Source organism: Streptomyces kronopolitis (assembly GCF_050953795.1).
Classification (GTDB): domain Bacteria; phylum Actinomycetota; class Actinomycetes; order Streptomycetales; family Streptomycetaceae; genus Streptomyces; species Streptomyces kronopolitis_A.
In genome coordinates, this window is the sequence record NZ_CP191850.1 from 4,414,095 (window position 1) to 4,432,785 (window position 18,691).

At 71.9% G+C, this 18,691-nt stretch carries 21 protein-coding genes; 5 read left to right on the forward strand and 16 right to left on the reverse strand.

What is annotated here, in order from left to right; all coding sequences use genetic code 11:
- Window positions 1-99: 99 nt before the first annotated feature.
- Complete coding sequence (locus ACQP17_RS19500; RefSeq protein ID WP_433857420.1) at window positions 100-1,164, reverse strand: NAD(P)-dependent alcohol dehydrogenase; 1,065 nt, start codon at window positions 1,162-1,164, stop codon at window positions 100-102.
- Window positions 1,165-1,216: 52 nt separating this feature from the next.
- Between ACQP17_RS19500 and ACQP17_RS19505 the strand changes: the two genes are divergently transcribed.
- Complete coding sequence (locus ACQP17_RS19505) at window positions 1,217-2,158, forward strand: helix-turn-helix transcriptional regulator (protein WP_433857421.1); 942 nt, start codon at window positions 1,217-1,219, stop codon at window positions 2,156-2,158.
- Here ACQP17_RS19505 and ACQP17_RS19510 read toward each other — a convergent pair.
- A complete protein-coding gene (locus tag ACQP17_RS19510; protein WP_433857422.1) occupies window positions 2,089-2,436 on the reverse strand; it encodes a hypothetical protein in 348 nt (115 codons plus the stop codon). The genes ACQP17_RS19505 and ACQP17_RS19510 overlap by 70 nt on opposite strands.
- A gap of 177 nt (window positions 2,437-2,613) precedes the next feature.
- Entirely contained in the window at window positions 2,614-3,183 is a 570-nt protein-coding gene (locus tag ACQP17_RS19515; protein ID WP_433857423.1) for a PadR family transcriptional regulator, read from the reverse strand.
- 133 nt (window positions 3,184-3,316) lie between these two features.
- On the opposite strand from ACQP17_RS19515, the gene ACQP17_RS19520 reads away from it, so the two are divergent.
- Window positions 3,317-3,748, forward strand: coding sequence for a nuclear transport factor 2 family protein (locus tag ACQP17_RS19520; protein WP_433857424.1), 432 nt, complete (start codon window positions 3,317-3,319; stop codon window positions 3,746-3,748).
- A 71-nt stretch (window positions 3,749-3,819) separates the two neighbouring features.
- Here the strand turns inward: ACQP17_RS19520 and ACQP17_RS19525 are convergent, their stop codons facing one another.
- Both ACQP17_RS19525 and ACQP17_RS19530 read right to left on the reverse strand, forming a co-directional pair.
- Complete coding sequence (locus ACQP17_RS19525; protein ID WP_189104381.1) at window positions 3,820-4,026, reverse strand: ferredoxin; 207 nt, start codon at window positions 4,024-4,026, stop codon at window positions 3,820-3,822.
- Between the two features lie 110 nt (window positions 4,027-4,136).
- Entirely contained in the window at window positions 4,137-5,375 is a 1,239-nt protein-coding gene (locus ACQP17_RS19530) for a cytochrome P450 (RefSeq protein WP_433857425.1), read from the reverse strand.
- Between the two features lie 257 nt (window positions 5,376-5,632).
- Between ACQP17_RS19530 and ACQP17_RS19535 the strand changes: the two genes are divergently transcribed.
- Window positions 5,633-6,106: a MarR family winged helix-turn-helix transcriptional regulator gene (locus ACQP17_RS19535; protein ID WP_433857426.1), complete on the forward strand. Its 474-nt coding sequence runs from the start codon at window positions 5,633-5,635 to the stop codon at window positions 6,104-6,106.
- A 33-nt stretch (window positions 6,107-6,139) separates the two neighbouring features.
- Here ACQP17_RS19535 and ACQP17_RS19540 read toward each other — a convergent pair whose 3' ends face one another.
- The 3 genes from ACQP17_RS19540 to ACQP17_RS19550 form a co-directional block, all read right to left on the reverse strand.
- Window positions 6,140-7,297, reverse strand: a complete 1,158-nt coding sequence (locus ACQP17_RS19540) for a flotillin family protein (RefSeq protein WP_189104386.1) — start codon at window positions 7,295-7,297, stop codon at window positions 6,140-6,142.
- A gap of 11 nt (window positions 7,298-7,308) precedes the next feature.
- On the reverse strand, window positions 7,309-7,560 hold the full coding sequence (locus tag ACQP17_RS19545; RefSeq protein WP_433857427.1) for a hypothetical protein: 252 nt from the start codon (window positions 7,558-7,560) through the stop codon (window positions 7,309-7,311).
- 370 nt (window positions 7,561-7,930) lie between these two features.
- A complete protein-coding gene (locus tag ACQP17_RS19550; protein ID WP_433857428.1) occupies window positions 7,931-8,158 on the reverse strand; it encodes a hypothetical protein in 228 nt (75 codons plus the stop codon).
- Window positions 8,159-8,634: 476 nt separating this feature from the next.
- Between ACQP17_RS19550 and ACQP17_RS19555 the strand changes: the two genes are divergently transcribed.
- On the forward strand, window positions 8,635-8,982 hold the full coding sequence (locus tag ACQP17_RS19555; RefSeq protein WP_433857429.1) for a hypothetical protein: 348 nt from the start codon (window positions 8,635-8,637) through the stop codon (window positions 8,980-8,982).
- Window positions 8,983-9,035: 53 nt separating this feature from the next.
- Here the strand turns inward: ACQP17_RS19555 and ACQP17_RS19560 are convergent, their stop codons facing one another.
- Together ACQP17_RS19560 and ACQP17_RS19565 are read right to left on the reverse strand one after the other, a co-directional pair.
- Window positions 9,036-10,259 carry a GDSL-type esterase/lipase family protein gene (locus ACQP17_RS19560; protein ID WP_433857430.1) on the reverse strand — a complete coding sequence of 408 codons (1,224 nt, stop codon included), beginning with the start codon at window positions 10,257-10,259 and terminating at the stop codon, window positions 9,036-9,038.
- An 85-nt stretch (window positions 10,260-10,344) separates the two neighbouring features.
- Window positions 10,345-10,815: a MarR family winged helix-turn-helix transcriptional regulator gene (locus tag ACQP17_RS19565; RefSeq protein WP_433857431.1), complete on the reverse strand. Its 471-nt coding sequence runs from the start codon at window positions 10,813-10,815 to the stop codon at window positions 10,345-10,347.
- 83 nt (window positions 10,816-10,898) lie between these two features.
- Between ACQP17_RS19565 and ACQP17_RS19570 the strand changes: the two genes are divergently transcribed.
- Entirely contained in the window at window positions 10,899-11,594 is a 696-nt protein-coding gene (locus ACQP17_RS19570) for a hemerythrin domain-containing protein (protein ID WP_433857432.1), read from the forward strand.
- A gap of 31 nt (window positions 11,595-11,625) precedes the next feature.
- Here ACQP17_RS19570 and ACQP17_RS19575 read toward each other — a convergent pair whose 3' ends face one another.
- The 6 genes from ACQP17_RS19575 to ACQP17_RS19600 all read right to left on the reverse strand — a co-directional run bounded on the left by ACQP17_RS19575 (window position 11,626) and on the right by ACQP17_RS19600 (window position 18,632).
- Complete coding sequence (locus ACQP17_RS19575) at window positions 11,626-13,158, reverse strand: alpha/beta fold hydrolase (protein ID WP_433857433.1); 1,533 nt, start codon at window positions 13,156-13,158, stop codon at window positions 11,626-11,628.
- 157 nt (window positions 13,159-13,315) lie between these two features.
- Entirely contained in the window at window positions 13,316-14,161 is an 846-nt protein-coding gene (locus ACQP17_RS19580; RefSeq protein WP_433857434.1) for a class II fructose-bisphosphate aldolase, read from the reverse strand.
- 54 nt (window positions 14,162-14,215) lie between these two features.
- Window positions 14,216-15,139 carry a DMT family transporter gene (locus tag ACQP17_RS19585; RefSeq protein ID WP_433857435.1) on the reverse strand — a complete coding sequence of 308 codons (924 nt, stop codon included), beginning with the start codon at window positions 15,137-15,139 and terminating at the stop codon, window positions 14,216-14,218.
- Window positions 15,126-16,139, reverse strand: a complete 1,014-nt coding sequence (locus tag ACQP17_RS19590; RefSeq protein ID WP_433857436.1) for an N-acetylglucosamine kinase — start codon at window positions 16,137-16,139, stop codon at window positions 15,126-15,128. The genes ACQP17_RS19585 and ACQP17_RS19590 overlap by 14 nt, the downstream gene beginning before the upstream one ends.
- 31 nt (window positions 16,140-16,170) lie before the next feature.
- Window positions 16,171-17,343 carry an SIS domain-containing protein gene (locus tag ACQP17_RS19595; RefSeq protein ID WP_433857437.1) on the reverse strand — a complete coding sequence of 391 codons (1,173 nt, stop codon included), beginning with the start codon at window positions 17,341-17,343 and terminating at the stop codon, window positions 16,171-16,173.
- Window positions 17,340-18,632, reverse strand: coding sequence for a D-tagatose-bisphosphate aldolase, class II, non-catalytic subunit (locus ACQP17_RS19600; protein ID WP_433857438.1), 1,293 nt, complete (start codon window positions 18,630-18,632; stop codon window positions 17,340-17,342). The genes ACQP17_RS19595 and ACQP17_RS19600 overlap by 4 nt, the downstream gene beginning before the upstream one ends.
- Window positions 18,633-18,691 lie beyond the last annotated feature (59 nt).

Genomic DNA, 18,691 nt, shown 5'->3' on the forward strand with positions numbered 1-18,691 from the left:
GCGGAAAAACTTCCCGGCCGTTGTACGGCCCCGCCCGGGACGGCACGCGGGCCGCCCCGGGCGGGGCCGTACAACGGGTTCGTGATGGGGGTGCGGGGCTCAGATCGTGGACGCGTCGATCACGAAGCGGTAGCGGACGTCGCTGGCCAGCACCCGCTCGTAGGCCTCGTTGATCCGGTCCGCGGAGATCACCTCGATGTCGGCGGTCAGCCCGTGCTCACCGCAGAAGTCGAGCATCTCCTGGGTCTCGGGGATGCCGCCGATCATCGAGCCGGCGATCGACCGGCGCTGCGGGATCATGGCGAACGGCGCGACCGGCAGCGGGCTCTCCGGAGCGCCGAGCTGCACCAGGGTGCCGTCGGTGCGCAGCAGCCCGAGGTAGGCGTTCAGGTCGAGCTGTGCCGAGACGGTGTTGACGATCAGGTCGAAGGTGCCGACCAGCTGCTCGAAGGTGGCCGGGTCGGACGTCGCGTAGTAGTGGTCGGCGCCCAGCCGCAGCCCGTCGTCCTTCTTGCGCAGCGACTGGCTCAGCACGGTGACCTCCGCGCCCATCGCGTGCGCGATCTTCACGCCCATGTGGCCGAGGCCGCCGAGACCGACCACGGCGACCTTCCGGCCGGGGCCGGCCTTCCAGTGGGCGAGCGGCGAGTAGAGGGTGATCCCGGCGCACAGCAGCGGGGCGGCGGCGTCCAGCGGAATGCTCTCGGGTATCCGCAGGGCGTAGTTCTCGTCGATCACCAGGTGGGTGGAGTAGCCGCCGTAGGTGGGCTCGCCGTCCCGGCCGGTCGCGTTGTACGTGCCGACGTTGCCGAGTTCGCCGGTGCAGTACTGCTGCAGTCCGGCCCGGCAGTTCTCGCACTCGCGGCAGGAGTCGACGAAGCAGCCGACGCCGACCCGGTCGCCCGTCCGGTAGCGGGTGACCTCGGCGCCGACCTCGGCGACCACACCGGCGATCTCATGGCCGGGGACGATCGGGAAGTTCCCGCCGTCGCCCCACTCGGCGCGCACGGTGTGGATGTCGGAGTGGCAGATGCCGGCGTACTTGATCTCGATGACGATGTCGTGGGCACCCGGTGCGCGGCGCGGAATCGTGATCCGCTCCAGCGGTGCCTTCGGGGCGGGCGCGGCATACGCCGGGACAGCTGCGACAGAGGTGTGGGTCATGCCACCGAGAATGCGTCGCTCCGCCTGCCCCAACCAGTGCACCCTTGAACCTATGCATGGCGTGCCTACTACTGACGGAACCACCCAGCCGCCCGCGGAGCCGGATCCGCGCACCGGCATCGGCGAGTTCCTGCGCTCCCGCCGGGCCCGGCTGCGGCCGCGGGACGTCGGGCTGCCGGAGCAGGGCGGGCTGCGCCGGGTGCCGGGGCTGCGCCGCGAGGAGCTGGCGCGGCTGGCCGGGGTCAGTGTGGCGTACTACATCCGTCTCGAACAGGGCCGCGGCCACAACGTGTCGGCCGCGGTGCTGGACGCCCTCGGCGACGCCCTGCGGCTGACCCCCGCCGAGCGCGACCACCTCACCCATCTCGCCCGCCCGGTCTCCCGGCGGATCCGCCCCGCCGCCCGGCCGCAGCGGGTCCGCCCGGCCGTGCAGCAGCTGCTCGACGCGATGGAGCAGGTCCCCGCCTACGTCATCGGGCGGCGGCTGGACATCCTCGCCTGGAACCGGCCGGCCCGCGCCCTGCTCGGGGACTTCGCGGCGCTGCCGCGCGAGGAGCGCAACCTGGCCCGGCAGGTGTTCCTGGACCCGGCGGCGCGGGCGCTGTACGAGAACTGGGACGCCAAGGCCGCCGACGTGGTCGGGTATCTGCGGCGCGATGCGGGCCGTCATCCGGACGACCCCGCGCTGGCCGGGCTGATCGGCCGACTCTCGTGCGACAGCCCGGAGTTCCGGCGGCTGTGGGCCGCGCACGAGGTGCAGGACAAGGGCTTCGGCGTCAAGGTGCTCCGCCATCCGCGAGCCGGACGGCTCACCCTGGCGTGCGAGACCCTGACGCTGCCCGCCGACCCCGGCCAGCAGGTGATCACCTACCACGCGGAGCCGGGGTCGCGGTCGGCCGAGGCGCTGCGGCTGCTGGCGTCGGCTCAGGAGAAGACCACCGAGCGGAGCTTGAGCAGTTCCGAGGCGCGGCCGCCGTTGGGCCGCAGCGTGTAGGAACTCCCGGTGCAGTCGGGGCCGGTGAAGACGGTGGCGACGGACGAGGTGTAGTTCTTCGGGGAGTGCGCGGGCAGCACGTTCGAGTCGGTCACCTCGGGCAGCGCGAGGCAGGCCCGGCTCGGCGGATCGGACAGCAGGCTCACGCGCGGGGTGCCGTCCGGGTCGTTGTACACGTAGGTGAAGGGGCCGGTGGACGCGCCGGCGGTGGAGGCCGGCAGGGCCAGTGCCAGGGCGAGGGCGCCGACGGCGGTGGCGGCGGTGTGACGAAGACGCATGGGACAGGTCCTTTCATTCCGTTTCCGTGCGGAATGTGTGGTGCCCAGGCATACGACCCCTGATGTCCGTTGTCACACGAAGGAGTTCCGGCGGGACGCCCGCGCGGTTGTTGTTCGGACCGGCCGGGAAACCGGCGGTGGAACCGGCCGGCGCCGTCGGGCGTGGCCCGCCGGGCGTCAGGCGCGGTGCGGTGCGTCCGCGCGCGCCCGCAGGACGCCGGCGATCCGCTCGCACCAGTCGCGGGTCTCCCGCTCGAAGCCCAGGCCGCGCAGGCAGGTCAGATACGGGCCGATCCGGGCGCCGTGGGCCAGGAACTCCGCCTCGTCCGCGCCGCCGCGCAGCCGGCTCAGCAGCTGCTCGAAGATCTCGACCTTGGCGGCGGCCGTCCGGGCCCGCTCGGTGAGCTGCGCGCGCACCGCCGTGGCGTCGATGTGGTCCACGGCCTGCACCTTGACCAGCAGATCGTCGCGGATGAAGGACGGCCGGGACGCGGCCGCCGCGAACCGCTCCAGCTCGGCCAGACCCTCGTCGGTGACCGAGAACAGCCGCTTGTTGGGCCGGGTCTCCTGCACCACCTGACGGCCGGTGACCAGCCCCGCCGCCTCCAGCCCGGCCAGCTCCGCGTAGAGCTGCTGCGGCAGTGCGTGCCAGAAGTTGGCGACGCCGATGTCGAACGCCTTGGCCAGCTGATAGCCGCTGTACTCGCCGTCGAGCAGCGCCGCCAGCACCGCGTGCTTGAGAGCCATCTCCCCGGCCACCCCTTCCCATACTCAAGAATATGACTAATCATAGTCGTGACTATGGGAGCGCGGGGCCGAGCGCCGGGACCACATCCGGTCCCGGCCGGTTCGCTGCCCGGCCGAGGCGAGGAGGAAGCTCATGGGGACGACCGCGGACCGCTTCAAGGCGGCGGTGGAGGAACGGGAACTGAGCGCGCTGGACGAGCTGTTCACCGAGGACGTCCGCCTCTACAGCCCGGTGAAGTTCACCCCGTTCGAGGGGCGGCCGATGGTACTCGGGCTGTTCGGGGTGCTGCTGCGCACCTTCGAGGACTTCCACTACGTCGGCGAGCTGGCGGGCAGCGCGCAGACGGCGGCGGGTGCGGACGGCGGCACCGCCGAGTCGGTGATCCTGATCTTCCGGGCCACCGTGCGCGGCAAGCAGATCCACGGCATCGATCTGCTGCAGTTCGACGAGGCGGGCCGGATCAAGGAGTTCACGGTGATGGTGCGGCCGCAGTCCGCGGTGCAGGCACTGGGCGAGGCGGTGCTGGCCGGACTCGTCGAGGACGGACTGGTGCCGCAGCCGTAGGGCGCCCGGCGCCCGCTCGGGGCCGGACCGGAGGCGCGGGCCGTGCCGGCCCGCGCCTCCGGCGGGGAGCGTCAGACCCGCTCGGTCTGCTCCACCGTGATCGCGGCGGCCGGGCAGATCGCCGCCGCCTCCTCGACCGCTTCGTGCAGCGCGGCGGGCGGTTCGGCGTTCAGCAGGACGACGATGCCGTCCTCGTCACGCTGGTCGAAGACATCGGGCGCGGACAGCACACAGCTTCCGGCGCCGCAGCACTTGTCCTGGTCGATGAGCACGCGCATGGTTCTCTCCTGGTCGGACTGCCCGGCTGTCCTGGGGCCGGGGCGGACGGGTGGTGACGGGAGGACGGAGGGACGGCGGGGGCCGGTGGGTTCCGGCGGCGGGCGATGATTCACCAGGCGAGGGGCAGCGCGTGCACCCCGTAGATCCCCATGTCGTGACGGAACGGGACGTCCTCGAAGGGGATGTCGAGCCGCAGCCCCGGCAGCCTGCGCAGCAGCGTCTCCAGGGCGATCTGGAGCTCCACGCGGGCCAGGGGCTGCCCCAGGCACTGATGGATGCCGAAACCGAAGGCCACGTGGCGGCGGGCGTCGCGGCCGACATCGAGCCCGTCGCCCCCGGGGAAGGTGTCCTCGTCGCGGTTGGCGGTGTTGAGGGTGCACACCACGCCCTCACCGGCCCGGATGGTGACGTCACCGACCCGGACGTCCTGGGTGGCGACCCGGGGCAGGCCGTTGTGCACGATCGTCAGATAGCGCAGCAGCTCCTCCACCGCGCCCTTGATCAGCGAGGGGTCCTCGCGCAGCCGGGCCAGCTGCTCGGGGTTGCGCAGCAGGACGAGGGTGGACAGCGCGGTCATGTTGGCCGTGGTCTCATGGCCGGCGATCAGCAACAGCCGTCCCATGGCGGCGATTTCGGCCGACGTCAGATCGCCGCGGGCGACCAGCCGGCTGATGATCGCGTCGTCCGGCTCCGCCCGCTTGGCGTCGGCGAGCCGGACCAGATACCCCACCAGCTCGTCCTGTGCGGCCCGTACCTCCTCGCGCGTCGAGCGGAGGTTGAGCAGGATCCCGCTGTGCCGCTGGAAGAACTCGTGGTCCTCGTACGGGACGCCGAGCAGCAGACAGATCACCAACGACGGCAGCGGCAGCGCGAATTCGGCCACCAGATCACCCGAGGTGCGGCCCTCGGTCATCCGGTCGAGCAGCTCGTCGGTCAGGCGCTGCACCTCGGGGCGCATCGCCTCCATCTTCTTCACCATGAAGTCCGCGGTGAGCATCCGGCGCAGCCGGGCGTGCCCGGGGTCGTCCATGCGCAGGAAGGTCGGGTCGGTGCCGATGATCTCCCGCCCGCCGGCGGTGAAGAACGGGAAGCCGGGACGGGTCGCGTCGGCGCTGAACAGCGGGTCGCCGAGGACCTGCCGTACGTCCTGATGCCGGGTCACCAGCCAGCAGGAGGAGCCGTCCCACAGTGTCGCCCGGGTGACCGGCTCCTCCCGGAGGGCCCGTGCGACGCCGGGTGCCGGGTCGAAGGGGCAGCCGGCGGCCCGCGCGGCCGGGACGCCGAGGGAGGGGAGGGGCGTGCCCGGTCCGGTGCCGGGGTCCGTGTCGATGCGTTCTGCGGTCGTCATGCGGCGGGTCCTTCCACGTACGGGTCACGGCACTGCCGTGGCAGTCGGTGCGGGTGGCGCCACTCCTCGATGGGGTCTGCTGGGCGTAAGTAGTTACCTAAGTTAAGCAACTATGGGAACGCTAACTCACCGCGGACGGGGGAGGGAAGGGGAGATCGGGGACCGTGCGAGGTTGGCTCAAACCGAGCGGGGACCCGGCCCGGAGCGGGTCGGGGCGGCGGGGTTTCCGGCGCCCCATGGACGGCTAAAGTGCCTGCATGCCGGACCCCGGAAGAGACCAGGACCCCACCGCCGCGCTGCAAAGAGTGCTGGCCACGCTGTCCTATCTGCTCACCCGCTCCCGGGCGCACGAACGCCAGGCCGCCCGGGCGGGGGTCACCGCGGCACGGTCCGATCTGTGGCTGCTGATGGCCCTGGAGGACAGCGGGGGCGTCAGCCGGGTCGGCGATCTGGCCGACCTGCTGATGGTCGAACCGCCCCATGTCACGCGCCAGATCGGCCAGTTGGAATCCCAGGACCTGGTCGCCCGGACCCCGGACTCCCTCGACCGCCGGGCCCGGAAGGTGGCGATCACCCCGCACGGCAAGGCCATCCTCAACCGGCTGCAGAAGACCAGCCAGGCCGGTCTGCACGAGGCCCTGGCCGGCTTCGACGACGCCGACATCGCCACCACCGTCGCCGTGCTCAACCATCTGGTGGCGCACGCCCGGGAGAAGCACGGGCGCTCCTGAGCGGGGTGGGGCAGGGCCCCACCCCGTCCGGTGTCACTCGATCTCGACGCGGCCGCTGTGGCCGTTGTCCTTGCCGGTGGTGCCGTTGCGGTCGGCGGAGTGGTCCGCCTCGGGGGTGCCGAGGTTGCGGCGGACCGAGTCCAGGATGGTCAGGCCCTGGCCGACCAGGCCCGCGGCGATCTCACCGAGGCCGTCGGTGCCGTTGAGGACGTTGACGTTGGCGTTGGCCAGGCCCGCGGAGGCCTCCTTGACGATCTGCGGGAGCTGGTCGATGAGCATCCGGTCCAGGGCCACGCGGTCGTGCGAGGCGGCCGCCTCGGCCTGGATCTTCATCCGCTCGGCCTCGGCCAGGGCCAGCAGCCGGATGCGCTCGGCCTCCGCCTCGGCGGGCTTGACGACCTCGGCCACCAGCTCCTGCTGACGCAGCAGGGCCGCGCGCTCGGCCAGCTCGGTACGGGCCGCGAGGACCTCCTGCTGGGCGTGGGCCTGCGCCAGCGGACCGGCCTGCGCGGACCGGGCCTTGGCGCGGTCCACCTCGGCGGCGTACTCGGCCTGGACCACGGCGGTCTGCCGGGAGTACTCCGCCTGATTACGGACGGCCTCCTGCTCCGCCTCGGCCGAGGCCTGGGTGGCCTGTGCCTGGGCGATCTGCGCCTGCCGCTGGATGGCCGCCTTGTGCGGGGCGGACATCGCCTCGATGTAGCCGGTCTCGCCGTCGTCGATCGACTGGATCTGCAGCGAGTCGACGATCAGACCGATCTTCGCCATCTCGGTCTTGGAGGTCTCCAGGACCTCGGTGGCCAGCTTCTGGCGTTCGGTGACGATCTCCTCGACCGTCATCGAGCCGATGATGGACCGCAGATGGCCGGCGAAGATCCGGCCGGTCAGGACCGACATCTGGTCCTGGTCGGACAGGAACCGCTGGCCGGCGTTGACCACGCTCTCGGTGTCGTTGCCGACCTTGAACGCGATCACCGCGCGCACCGTCAGCGCGATGCCCTGCCGGGTCACACAGGTCTCCGAGACCTCCGCCTCGCACATGGCGAGCGTCAGGAAGCGGACCTTGCGGAAGACCGGCAGCACGAATTTGCCGTGTCCGGTGACCACTCGGAACGGCGCGCCCCCCTGTCCACGCCTGCCTCCCGAGATCAGCATCGCTTGATCGGGGGCAGGAACGCGGTAACCGAACATCCTTCGTCTCCTCAACCGGCGTCGCCGGCATCGCCGGGCAACGCGTCCAACGGATCCGCCCACTCCATGACGTCGACCTGGCGACTGCCACGGGACTCGATCACGAGCACGGTGGCCCCTACCGGAAGGGGCTCGGCGGACCAGGCGAGAAAGGCCTCCGTGCCGCCCCTGACGCGCACCAGGACCTCACCGGGACCAGCGGCTCCACGTGTGCCGATCAACAGCACTCCCGTACAGCCGATCACGGCATCGTCCTGTGCCATCGGCGGCGGCCCTCCCCCGTTACGTTCCTGGTGAAATGACCATAGCGCTCCGGCGGGCGATGGCCTATGGGGGGATCACGGCGCGTTGGGGCCGCGGGGCGCGTCCGCCGGAAACGCGCTGAGAGCGGAGTGAATTGCGGGTGCGGATTCCGGGTGGCCTTTCCGGTCGGTCCACGGGAAGGCCCGTTCCGTTCACGGGGTGACGCGTTTTCGTCCGCGGCCCGGTGGACGGAATACGGAACCGGCCCCTCCGTGCCGGGTGGCGGGGAAGGGCCGGTGCGGAGGGGCCGGAGCGGCGGCCGGTAGGCGTGAGGGTCGGGGGAAGCCGGCCGAGGGTCTCGAAGTGGACCGTCGGCGTGCGGCGTTGTCGTTACGGGCTGGTGGCGATGACCGTGCCGCCCACCCAGCAGCCCTGGCTCGCGTCGGCCCAGTAGGTGATCGTGGAGCCGCCCTTCCAGGACATGGCGCACTCGACGCGGCCGGTCGCGGCCGACGCAGACGCGGGGGTGGCGGCCGCCGCGGACTGCACGGGCACGGCGAGCAGGCCGAGGCCGCCGATCGCTGCCACGAGGGTGAGGCGCCTGAGGTTTTTGCGCATGCCGATCTCCTGTACGTCGGAGGGAAGGTGGGCAGCCGGCGAGGGCGGAGTGAATGACGCAATCCAGGCGAGCTGCACTCGCCTGGATTGTTCACCGGCCCGCTCTAGGGAATCACCTAAGAGTCCCGCCGTAGGCTGCGAAAGGAGCCGGAAGGCGTGCAGAGCCTCCGGTCGCGGTGTGTTCAGCCGGGATCGGTGCCCCGGACGCCCGACCTCCGCCGTGCCGGAGTGTGCCACCGAACGCCCCTGCCGCAGGCGACTTTCTCCTGCCCGCCGGTAAGCAGCATGCGGTGCATGACGGGTTGACAGATTTCCGGGACCAGGATTTCTCGAGCGGGAGGCCGAGAAAGTAATTCGAGGTCAGAAGTTCGTGCGGAATTCTGAAACCCTCCCGGAAATGTACGCCCCGGCACGAACAGCGGCATCGCAGGATACGAGTGAATTCGCAGGCGGAGCTGACAGCAGACGGAGGGTTCGTGCGCAATCGAGAGATCACACTGACGGCGGGAGCCGCGCCGCAGGAGGCCCTGGGTGTCGCCCGCGCGGCGCTGGAGCGGCACGGCTACCACTGGGTGCCGCAGACCAACAGCAGCGCGGAGGTGCGCGAGGGCGAGAACGAGGTCCGCAGCAAGCTCTTCACCGGCCGGCTCTGCATGAGCCTGTCCGTGCAGGGCGACCGGCTGGTCATGGAAGCCGAGACCAACGGCCTGGGGCTGGCCGCCACGACCGGAGCCCCGGCCGCCACGGTACGGATCCGCAACAAGCTGAACCACTGCGCGGACATGGTGGGCAGCGCGCTCGCCCAGGCGGGGCTGGCCCGCTGACCGCCGGCCGGCGCTGACCGCCGGGCCGGCGCGCCGCCCACCACCGGGGTGTCTCAGGCGGCCGGGCCGGCGAACGGTCCGCCGCCCTGGAAGGCCAGTTCGGCGAAGCGTGCGCCGATGCGGCGGTGGGTGGCCGCGTCCGGGTGGAGCTGATCGGGCAGCGGCAGTTCGGCGAAGTCCGCCTCGCCGTAGAGGGCGCACCCGTCGAGGTAGGACAGGTGCGGGTCCTCGGCCGCCCGTTGTTTCACGATCCGGGCCAGCTCGGCGCGGATGACGCCCAGCGTCAGCTTCCCGGGGGCCCGCTCCGCGGGATCCCCCGCCGCCCGGAACTGCAGCTCGCCGCCACCGAGGTTGCTCAGGTCCGGGAGGCTGGGGCCGGGGGCGTCCTCGTGGATCGGGCAGTGGATCGGGGAGACGACCAGCAGCGGCGTGTCCGGGTGCCCCTCGCGGACGGTGTCGAGGAAGCCGTGCACGGCCGGGGTGAAGGCGCGCAGCCGCATCAGATCGGCATTGACCAGGTTGATGCCGATCTTGATGCTGATCAGGTCCGCCGGGGTGTCCCGCAGGGCGCGGGCGGTGAACGGGTCGAGCAGGGCGCTCCCGCTCAGGCCGAGGTTGATCAGTTCGACCCCGCCGAGGGAGGCGGCCAGCGCCGGCCAGGTCGTGGTGGGGCTCGCGGCGTTCGACCCGTGGCTGATCGAACTCCCGTGATGCAGCCACACCTTGCGGTCCCCCCGCGGCACGGCCTCGACGGGGGCGTCGGTGCGCAGGGCGACCAGCTCGGTCACCTCGTTGTGCGGCAGCCAGATCTCGACGTCCTTCACCCGCTCGGGCAGACCGCTGAACCGCACGGTGCCGACCGGTCCGGGCCGGACGTCCACGGACCCGGTGGTCATGTCCACCATCCTGACGTTTCCGCCGGTCCCGCCGCCCTGGCCGGCCAGGCGGCCGTCCACGAGCAGGTCGTAGACGCCCTCCGGGCGCGGCGGGGCGCCCCGGTACTCGATCCTGGTGCGCAGCGTGTCCAGTTCGACGGCGGTGGCCCGGGTCCGGAACACCAGCCGGACGCCCGAGGCCTGGGCCTCGGCCGAGGCCAGCTGGCCGTCGTCGCACTGCGCGCGGGCCCGGGCCGGCAGCCGGTGCGGCAGCAGGCCGTGCGCGGTCCGCTCCAGATCGAGCGCGCCGCGCAGCAGGTCCGCGGTGAGGGGCGTGGTGCTCCAGCCCGGCGCCTGGGGCGGGTCGGAGGAGCCGGGGTCGGGGGCGTGCTCGCGAGTCATCCCCCCAGCCTGCCAACCGGTTGCCCGATGCACACATTAATTTTCGCCGGGGGCGGCCGGGAGCCGGCGAACTCGCCGCGGGTGCCTACCGCTTGCCCGCCGCCCCCTCGTGACGGTCGAGCGCGGTCAGCAGCCGGCGCAGCGAGGCCCGGGTGGCCGCGATCTCCTCGTCCGGCAGGTCGGCGAAGAGCGTGCGGTGGGTGGCCGTCGCCCGGTCGGTGACCCTTGCGAGCGCCTCCGCGCCGCGTGGTGTCAGGGCCAGCAGGGGCGAGCCGCGGTGATCCGGGTTGGACGCGTACGCGGCGAGCTCGAACGCCACCAGGTCGTTGGCGACCCGCTGGATGTTCTGGCGGCTGACGCCCAGCCGGCGCGCGGCCTGCGGAACGGTGAGCGAGTCCTCGGACACCACGCTCATCAGCTGCCACCGGGCCTGGGTGAGCCCCTCCGCGCCGGCCGTCCGCTCGCCCAGCCGCCGCAGGGCCCCGGCCGCCTCGAAGACATCGGCGATCAGCAGGGCGGTCTCGTCCGGCACCGTCTGCGGCACCTCGTTCGGCATGGCACGCCACCTCTCTTGACAACACATTGCTAGTGAAGCAACATGTTGTCATCGTACCCGAATGGCGACCCGAAGGACAGGCCATGCCCAGGACCGATCTCTACCGGAACGTACACATGGGGCAGCGGGCGCGGCTGTTCACGCTCGCCGTCGAACTCGGCGCCGCGGACATGTCCCGCGGCGGCGCCGCCGCCGAGCAGGCGCACCGCTGCCTCGCCATGACGCAGGAGCTGCGCGAGCACGCCGACCACGAGGACACCTACATCCACCGGCTGCTCCGGGAGCGGGCGCCGGAGGCGGCCGACGCGCTGGAGGCCGAGCACGTCCGCCTCGACGCCACCTTCGCCGCCCTGGACGAGCGGGCGCGGGCCCTGCCCGGCACCGCCGCCGACGCCCTCCCGGACGCCCGGCACGCGCTGTACCTGGCGCTCGGCGAGGTGATCAGCGCCTACCTCGCGCATCTGCACCTGGAGGAGACGGTCGCGATGCCGGCGCTGTGGCAGTCCGCGAGCGAGGAGGAGCTGCGCGCCGTGTTCGATGCCTTCCACTCCTCCCGGACCCCCGAGGAGGCCCTCACCGACCTGCGGCGCATGCTGCCCGCCCTGCCGCCCGCGGACCGTGCGGCGATCATGCGCGAGGTCGTCGACAGCGCGCCGGAACAGGCCGGCGCCACACTCGCCGCGGCCGCAACGACCCTCGGCCCCGACCAGCGCGACCGCCTCTACGACGACCTCGGCGCACCGGAGGTGTGGGCGCTGCGGCGGGTCGGGACGGCGTAGGCCCGTGTGGTGGGGCGGAAGGCGGCGCGATTCAGTCCGCGGGAATGTCCGGGTAGGACTTCTTTCCGTCGACCACCGGGTTTCCGGACGGGATGGTTCCGTTCAGGAGGTAGTCGGTGACCGGCTTGTCGACGGCCGCGTTGTCCCGTGAAAGGTACTGCTCGTGATCGGGGGCGTTCTTCACGGTGATGAGGGTGTCGTCGAGGGTTTTCGCCATCTCCCGCCCGCCCGCAAAGGGCGTCCTGTTGTCCCGCCCCGCCTGCACGACCAGCCCCTTCGTCGGATATCCGCGCCGTGTGATCCTGGGCGGCTCCGGCGGGGTGAATCCCCGGAAGGTCGAGGCGGTGGGCAGATAGGCGCTCATGTCCCGCCCGTAGTCGTGCTTGTTGAGCATCTCGCGTGCCTTCGCGCGATAGGACTCGGGATCGCTGGACCACTGCCACTCGGACGAGACAATTTCGTTGCTCCTGACCGACCACTCTTCCTTCGCGCTCCCGGTCGCGTTCTTCGCGGTCTTCTTCGCGGCCTTCTCGGGGTGGTCCCTCCGGTCGCCGACCATTTTCGCCAAGTCGGCCCACTGTGATATGTCGTGCGCGTCCGACGTCATGGTGGCGTCGAATTCCTGGGCACCCTCCTGCCCCAGCTTCTGAGATACCTTCGCAACGGTGTCGAGCACGTCGGCTCGGGACGTCCCGAGATGGAACGTCCGGTCCCGCTGTCCGGCCCACCGCGCCCACTCCGCCACGGTGCGCAGGCCATCCTGTGACTGCAGCTCGCCGTAGGTCTGCCCCATGCCGGACGGAGGTACGGCGGAGTCCAGGACCGACCGGTCGAGGCGGGCGGGGTACAGGCTTCCGTACACGGCACCCAGGAACGTCCCGTACGAGTACCCCAGGTAGTTGATTTTCTTCTCGTTCAGCAAGCCCCGGATGACATCCATGTCCCGGGCCGTATTGCTGGTGTTGAAGTGCTTCACCCTCGCGGCGCCACCGTTCTTCTTCTCGATGCGCCCCATGTATTCCCTGGCCCAGGCGGTCTGCTTGTCGAAGACGTTGCCCGGGCCGTCGAGCTTCGGCCGGGAGCCGACATACGGCTTCGTGGCCATGGCCCAGTCCAGCGGGGCATACAGCGGGGCGGACTCGCCCGTACCCCGGGGATCGAAACCGATCAGGTCGTAAGTGCCGCGCAGTGAACTCTTCCTGATGTTGTCCGGAATCTTCAGCCCGGAGCCACCCGGCCCGCCGGGGTTGTAGAACAGCACTCCCCGGCGCTTCCCGGTGGCCTTCAGGCGGCTGAAGGTGACCGATATTTTCTCGCCCTTCGGGTTCTTGTAGTCCAGCGGGACGCTGATCGAGGCGCACTGCGCCTCCTTGTCGGCCCGGCACGCCGTCCAGTTGATTTTCTGCCCGTAGAACGACGCCAGCTCTTTCGGCGTGCCCGGGGCACTCGCGTGTGCCGGTACGACGGTGACTCCCGACAACACCCCCAGTACGCCCAGTGCGGTGGCGCCCCGCAGGACCGTACGAGGCAGGCCGGACCCGCTCTTTCCGTGCGTGAAATTCATGTCCGCTCTCCCTTGCCGGCACGCTGGAATTCCGTGCGTGTGCAGATTGATAAAGCCACCGTAGGGTCAGCCGCGTGATGGCTCCGTGACAGCGAAATGATGGTTTACTGACGGCCCTCGCATTCCTCCGGCGGCCCTGAACCGACGGGGTGCGGGATCAGGCCGCCAGCGCGGTGAGGAGGTCTCGCACGGTGGTCGCCACGGCGTCCCGGGCGGGGCCGAGGTAGCGGCGCGGATCGGTCAGCGCCGGCTCCTCACGCAGCACGTCGCGGACGGTGTGGGTCAGCGAGACGTTGAGCGCCGTGCCGATGTTGATCTTCGTCATGCCGGAGTGGACCGCGGCGCGGAGTTCCGCGTCGGGAACGCCGGACGAGCCGTGCAGCACCAACGGGACCGGGACGGCTTCCCGGAGGCGGGCGATGAGCGCGTGGTCCAGGTGCGCCGACCGCCGTGTCATGGCGTGGCTGTTGCCCACCGCGACCGCCAGGGCGTCCACCCCGGTGCGCGCCACGTACTCGGCGGCTTCCGCCGGGTCGGTGCGGACCCCGTCGGCGTGTGCGCTCGCGGGGGAGTCGGGTTTGCCGCCCACGTACCCCAGTTCGGCCTCGATCCACAGGCCGGCCTCGTGCGCCCACCGTGCCGCCGCGGCGGTGGCGGCGAGATTGTCGGTGTAGGGCAGCGCCCCGGCGTCGAACATGACGGAGGAGAAGCCGGTGGCGGCCGCCTGGTGCAGCAGGCCGATGTCGGTGACGTGGTCGAGGTGCAGCGCGACGCCGACCGCCGCCGTGCGGGCCATCGAGGCGGTCGCCAGCGCGAGGGGCGCGAGCCGGCCGCCGTGGTAGCGCACGGCGTTCTCGCTGATCTGCAGGATGACCGGCCGGCCGGCGGTCTCGGCGCCCGACACGATGCCCTCGGCGTGCTCCAGGGTGATGGCGTTGAACGCGGCGACGCAGCCGCGCCCGGCGGCTCGGCCGACGAGGTCTCCGGTGGGGACCAGGGGCATGGCGTACTCCTCGTACGGGGAAGGCTCGACGTGCGGGGCCGAGCGGGCGGCGGCTCAGGGGCCGGCGGCCGACGGCTCGGTGGGCTCGGCGGTGTCCCCGCGCTTCTCGTCGGCGTAGACCATCAGCGTCGATCCGCCGAGGGCGAGCACGATGCCGACCGTCGCCCAGATCGTCGGCAGCGTCCGGTAGACCAGCAGGGACAGCACGATCGTGAGGACCGGCGCCAGGGCGTTGGTGATCGGCGCGACGACGCTGGCCTTGCCGCGGCTGAGCGCCATCACCAGGAACAGTGCGCCCACGGCGTTCAGGATCTGGGTGCCGGCGGTGAGCGCCGGGGCCTGCCAGGGGGCGTCGGGCAGCCCGCCCATGATGAGGACGGCGACCGGCACGAGGAGCAGCCCGCTGACGGTCATCCAACCGAACGTCGTGGCCTCGTTGACCCCGGCGAGTGCGGCCTTGCGCATGAAGAACGCCTGCGACCCCCAGGCCACGCAGACGAGCACGGCCAGCGCCAACCAGGAGCCGGTGGCGGCCGAACCCCCGGCGCCCGCGGGGATGCTGAGCAGCACGATGGCGACCAAGGCGGCGATCACGCCGGTGACGGCGAGCTTCCCGATCCGCTCGCGGAGCAGCGCGACGGCCATCAGGACGGTGATCACCGGGGAGAGCGAGACCACGGGGAAGATCAGATACGCGGGGCCGTCGGACAGCGCCTGGAACAGCAGGAGCTGACCGCCCGCTCCGGTGAGCCCGGCCGCGAGCCCGTACACCGCGGCGACGGGGCGGCGGTCGAACCGTCCGCGGCGCAGCGCGATCGTGCACGGGACGAGCATGGTGAACGCCCAGATCACGTAGACCATCTCGTTCGGGTAGCCGTACCGCTCGCCGGGCTCGTTGGAGAACGCCCCCCAGACTCCCCAGAACAGCACCAGCAGTCCCGCCCAGAGGATCCAGCTGTTCTTGTCACGCGTCGTCATGGCCGACCTCCGCGGTGGTGGGGTCCGAGGCGGCGCGCAGGGCGGCCAGCGCCTCGGTGCCGAGAGGGGCGCCGGCCAGCTTGGCCGCGTAGAGCGCGGCGCCCACCACCGGTTCGAACAGGGGGCGGCGCAGCTCGTACGCCGCCGCGCCGTTCCCGAGCGCGGCAGCGAACGCCTCGCGCACCCGGGCCGAGCGGAAGACCCCGCCGGAGTAGGAGACCGGGGTCGTCTCGTCACGGGAGAAGCCCAGGCGGCGCCGGGCACTGTCCACCAGCAGGGCCAGTTCGCCGCCGGCCTCGGTGAGGAGGGCGGCGGCCGCCGTGTCACCCGCCCCGGCCGCCTCGATCACGACCGGGGTCAGCGCGGCGATCTCGCTGCGGTGCCCCTGCCGGCGGTTGAGCACGATATCGATCACTTCGAGGTCCGCGGTCAGCGCGAGGTCGCGGCGCAGCAGGTCCGCGAGCGGTCCCTCGGGCAGCCTGCCGTCGCTCATCCGGGAGAACACGTTCAGCGCCCGGGTGGCGATCCAGTACGCCGAGCCCTCGTCGCCGAACAGCTCGCTCCAGCCGCCGGTGCGCACCCCGCGGCCCCGCCGCTCGCCGTACGCCATCGAGCCGGTGCCGCTGATGACGTTGATCCCGTCCACGGCGCCCAGCGAACCGGCCCAGCCGCAGATCATGTCGTTGTCGCACGTGTAGCGCCGGTGCCCCAGCACCCGGCCGGGGGCGGCGTCCAGCGCGGCGAGGTCACCGGGGACCTCGCCGTACCCGGGCAGGCCCAGGAAGGTGTGGTCGATGTCCGCGGGGGTGAGGCCGGCTGCCCCGGTCACGGCACCGATGCCCCGTTCGAGGACCCGTACGACGTGGTCGACGCCACCGGTGGCCCGGTCCGCGAAGTAGTAGGCGCCGTCACCCAGCGCCCGGGCCCGGACGGCGCCCGCGCTGTCGATCAGGCAGAAGGCCGTCTTGGTGCCTCCGCCGTCCACACCCAGAAACATCATTGCTCCTCCGTTCGGCTTTCCCGGCACGCGGTTACGCGAGGTCGTCCCGACCGCCGGGGAGCGGGTGCACGGTCACGCCCCGCACCACGCGGTTCACCTCTCCCGACGGGAACGGGTTGTCGGGCCGGATGCCGTGCGCCAGGGAGGACCGCAGCGCGATCAGCTGTGCGGTGATCACGGCGGGCAGGGCCAGGGTGGCGTCGTCGGCGTCGGCGAGCCCGGGCAGCAGCCAACTGCCGTCCTCCGGCAGCCCGTCGGGGGACGCGGTGACGGCCACGACGCTGCCGGGTGCCGGGCCCGCGCGCAGCTCGGCGATGATGTCGAGGTCGTAGCGGCGTGTGTAGGGGTCGTTGGAGACGTACACGAGGACGGCCGTGCGCGCGTTCAGCACCGACTTGGGGCCGTGCCGAAAGCCCAGCGCGGACTCCGCGGACGCGACGAGCGCGCCCCCGGTCAGCTCCAGCAGCTTCAGCGCGGACTCCTGGGCCAGCCCCTTCAGCGCACTGCTGCTGCCGAGGTAGACCACCCGCTCGGGCCGGCGGGCCAGCAGGGTGTCGATGTCCCGGTCCAGGCTCCCGGTGGTGAGGTGCTCGGCCGCCGCGGCCGCCACCTCGACGCCGTCGGTGTCGAGCGCGCCGAAGGCGAGCAGGCACGCCACCAGCATGCCGGTGAAGCTCGATGTCATGGCGAAGCCCCGGTCGTTGGCCGCGGCCGGCATCAGCAGCACGTGCGACGCGGGGTGCTCCCGGTGCGTCCGGGCCAGCTGCCCGCCGCTGTTGCAGGTGACGACGAGGTGGTGCACGCGGTGCAGGACCTGCTCGGCGAGGCGGGTGGCCGCGACGCTCTCCGGGCTGTCCCCGGACCGTGCGAAGGACACCAGCAGGGTGGGGACGTCCTCCGGGAAGGCCGCGTAGGGGTCCGCGACGATGTCGGTGGTGGACACCGCGTCCACGCGCCGCCCGGTGGCCTCGGCCAGCGCCGCCCGGACGACCTCCCCGGCGAAGGCCGAGGTCCCGGCTCCGGTCAGGACGATCCGCAGGTCCTTCTCGCCGAGCAGCGGGCCGAGGAAGGCGTCCAGTTCGGCCCGTGCGCCGGCGAGGAGCGCATCGATCTCGCGCCACACCGCGGGCTGTTGGGCGATCTCCGCGACCGTGTGGTCGGCTCCGTCGCCCCGGGGCGACGCGTGGGGGGTGGAGGTGGTCACACGTACTCCTCGTCTCGGACCCGGCATGCGTGGTCGTAGTCGCGCAGGACGTCCCGGATCCGGTCGACGACCAGTTCCCGGGGCGTCAGGTTCAGGGTCCCGGTCCGCACCCGCCGGTACTGCTCGGGCAGATGGGCGCTCACCAGGGGAAGGGGGATGGTGACGGCCGAGAGGTGGGCGAACAAGCGGTCCTGTGCGGCGGCGATCTCGGGGTCGGGCCAGTAGTAGCGCATGCGGTCGCTGTAGCTGTAGCGCCGGGCCAGCCGCTGCTGGGCGGCGCCCCCCTCGTAGTAGCCCGCCCACTCGGAAGGGTCGTCGCGCATCCGGCGGTCGACGACCTCGGGGAGCCCGGATCGCGCCTGCGGGTCGAGGAGTTCGTCCTCGATGGCGGCCAGTGCGAACAGGGCCTCGCGCAGCGCGAACGTCAGACCGGGGCCCACCTTGAGCACGGCCCAGTGGTCCGCTACGAGGGCGGCCAGCCCCTCGGCGGTCTGGTAGTCCGTCGAGTGGGCCTCGAAGACCATGTGCGGCTCACCGGCGAGCACGTCCCGCAGTTCGGTCGTCCGCTCGTGCCGGTAGTCGACGACGTGGCGGTGGTCGAACTCGACGCCCGGTTGCACGACCAGGGCCATCACCCGGGGCCAGGCACCGGCGACGCGGTGCGCCGCGAAGGCGTCGCGATGGCGCGCAAGGGTGCGGCGGGCGGCCCGGGGGCTGGTGGGCGCCACACCGTCCAGCGTCTCGTGCGCCCCGCCGGGCACCGGCACCTCGGTACCGATGACATAGCGCAGGGCGGCGGCGGAGCGGCCCGCGGCGTGCTCGGCCACGGCCACCAGGCGTGTGGTGCGCTCGGCGACCATGTCGTCCGTCAGCGCTGCGGGGTCGCCGGCGCAGGAGAAGCTGCAGTCGAGGTGGATCTTCGTGAAGCCGGCCCGGACATAGGCCGCGACGAGGGCTTCCGCTTCGGCCATCGCCTGCTCCGGCGGCTGCGCGCGCCACCGGTTCGGCCCCAGATGGTCCCCGCCGAGCACGATCCGGTCCGGCGGCAGGCCGTGTGCGGTGGCCGTGCCGTGCACCAGCGCGCGAAAGTCCGCCGGCCGCATGCCGGTGTACCCGCCGTACTGGTCGACCTGGTTGGAGGTGGCCTCCACCAGCAGGGTGCCTCCCGAGGCGAGCGCCTGGCGCACGGCTGCCTCGATGACCAGCGGGTGGGCCGAGCACACGGAGGTGATGCCGCGCGGCTCACCCGCCTTCTGGTCTCGCACCACTCCGTCCAAGGGGTTCCACATGATCCGCTCCAAGGTTCACCGAAGAGCGCGCGGCCCAAATCGGAACGTATGCCTCCGGA

Excerpts from the sequence above, each read along its gene's own strand:
- ACQP17_RS19500 (WP_433857420.1), bottom strand. The coding sequence starts at position 1,164 with ATGACCCACACCTCTGTCGCAGCTGTCCCGGCGTATGCCGCGCCCGCC.
- ACQP17_RS19505 (WP_433857421.1), top strand. The coding sequence starts at position 1,217 with ATGCATGGCGTGCCTACTACTGACGGAACCACCCAGCCGCCCGCGGAG.
- ACQP17_RS19510 (WP_433857422.1), bottom strand. The coding sequence starts at position 2,436 with ATGCGTCTTCGTCACACCGCCGCCACCGCCGTCGGCGCCCTCGCCCTG.
- ACQP17_RS19515 (WP_433857423.1), bottom strand. The coding sequence starts at position 3,183 with ATGGCTCTCAAGCACGCGGTGCTGGCGGCGCTGCTCGACGGCGAGTAC.
- ACQP17_RS19520 (WP_433857424.1), top strand. The coding sequence starts at position 3,317 with ATGGGGACGACCGCGGACCGCTTCAAGGCGGCGGTGGAGGAACGGGAA.
- ACQP17_RS19525 (WP_189104381.1), bottom strand. The coding sequence starts at position 4,026 with ATGCGCGTGCTCATCGACCAGGACAAGTGCTGCGGCGCCGGAAGCTGT.
- ACQP17_RS19530 (WP_433857425.1), bottom strand. The coding sequence starts at position 5,375 with ATGACGACCGCAGAACGCATCGACACGGACCCCGGCACCGGACCGGGC.
- ACQP17_RS19535 (WP_433857426.1), top strand. The coding sequence starts at position 5,633 with ATGCCGGACCCCGGAAGAGACCAGGACCCCACCGCCGCGCTGCAAAGA.
- ACQP17_RS19540 (WP_189104386.1), bottom strand. The coding sequence starts at position 7,297 with ATGTTCGGTTACCGCGTTCCTGCCCCCGATCAAGCGATGCTGATCTCG.
- ACQP17_RS19545 (WP_433857427.1), bottom strand. The coding sequence starts at position 7,560 with ATGGCACAGGACGATGCCGTGATCGGCTGTACGGGAGTGCTGTTGATC.
- ACQP17_RS19550 (WP_433857428.1), bottom strand. The coding sequence starts at position 8,158 with ATGCGCAAAAACCTCAGGCGCCTCACCCTCGTGGCAGCGATCGGCGGC.
- ACQP17_RS19560 (WP_433857430.1), bottom strand. The coding sequence starts at position 10,259 with ATGACTCGCGAGCACGCCCCCGACCCCGGCTCCTCCGACCCGCCCCAG.
- ACQP17_RS19565 (WP_433857431.1), bottom strand. The coding sequence starts at position 10,815 with ATGCCGAACGAGGTGCCGCAGACGGTGCCGGACGAGACCGCCCTGCTG.
- ACQP17_RS19570 (WP_433857432.1), top strand. The coding sequence starts at position 10,899 with ATGCCCAGGACCGATCTCTACCGGAACGTACACATGGGGCAGCGGGCG.
- ACQP17_RS19575 (WP_433857433.1), bottom strand. The coding sequence starts at position 13,158 with ATGAATTTCACGCACGGAAAGAGCGGGTCCGGCCTGCCTCGTACGGTC.
- ACQP17_RS19580 (WP_433857434.1), bottom strand. The coding sequence starts at position 14,161 with ATGCCCCTGGTCCCCACCGGAGACCTCGTCGGCCGAGCCGCCGGGCGC.
- ACQP17_RS19585 (WP_433857435.1), bottom strand. The coding sequence starts at position 15,139 with ATGACGACGCGTGACAAGAACAGCTGGATCCTCTGGGCGGGACTGCTG.
- ACQP17_RS19590 (WP_433857436.1), bottom strand. The coding sequence starts at position 16,139 with ATGATGTTTCTGGGTGTGGACGGCGGAGGCACCAAGACGGCCTTCTGC.
- ACQP17_RS19600 (WP_433857438.1), bottom strand. The coding sequence starts at position 18,632 with ATGTGGAACCCCTTGGACGGAGTGGTGCGAGACCAGAAGGCGGGTGAG.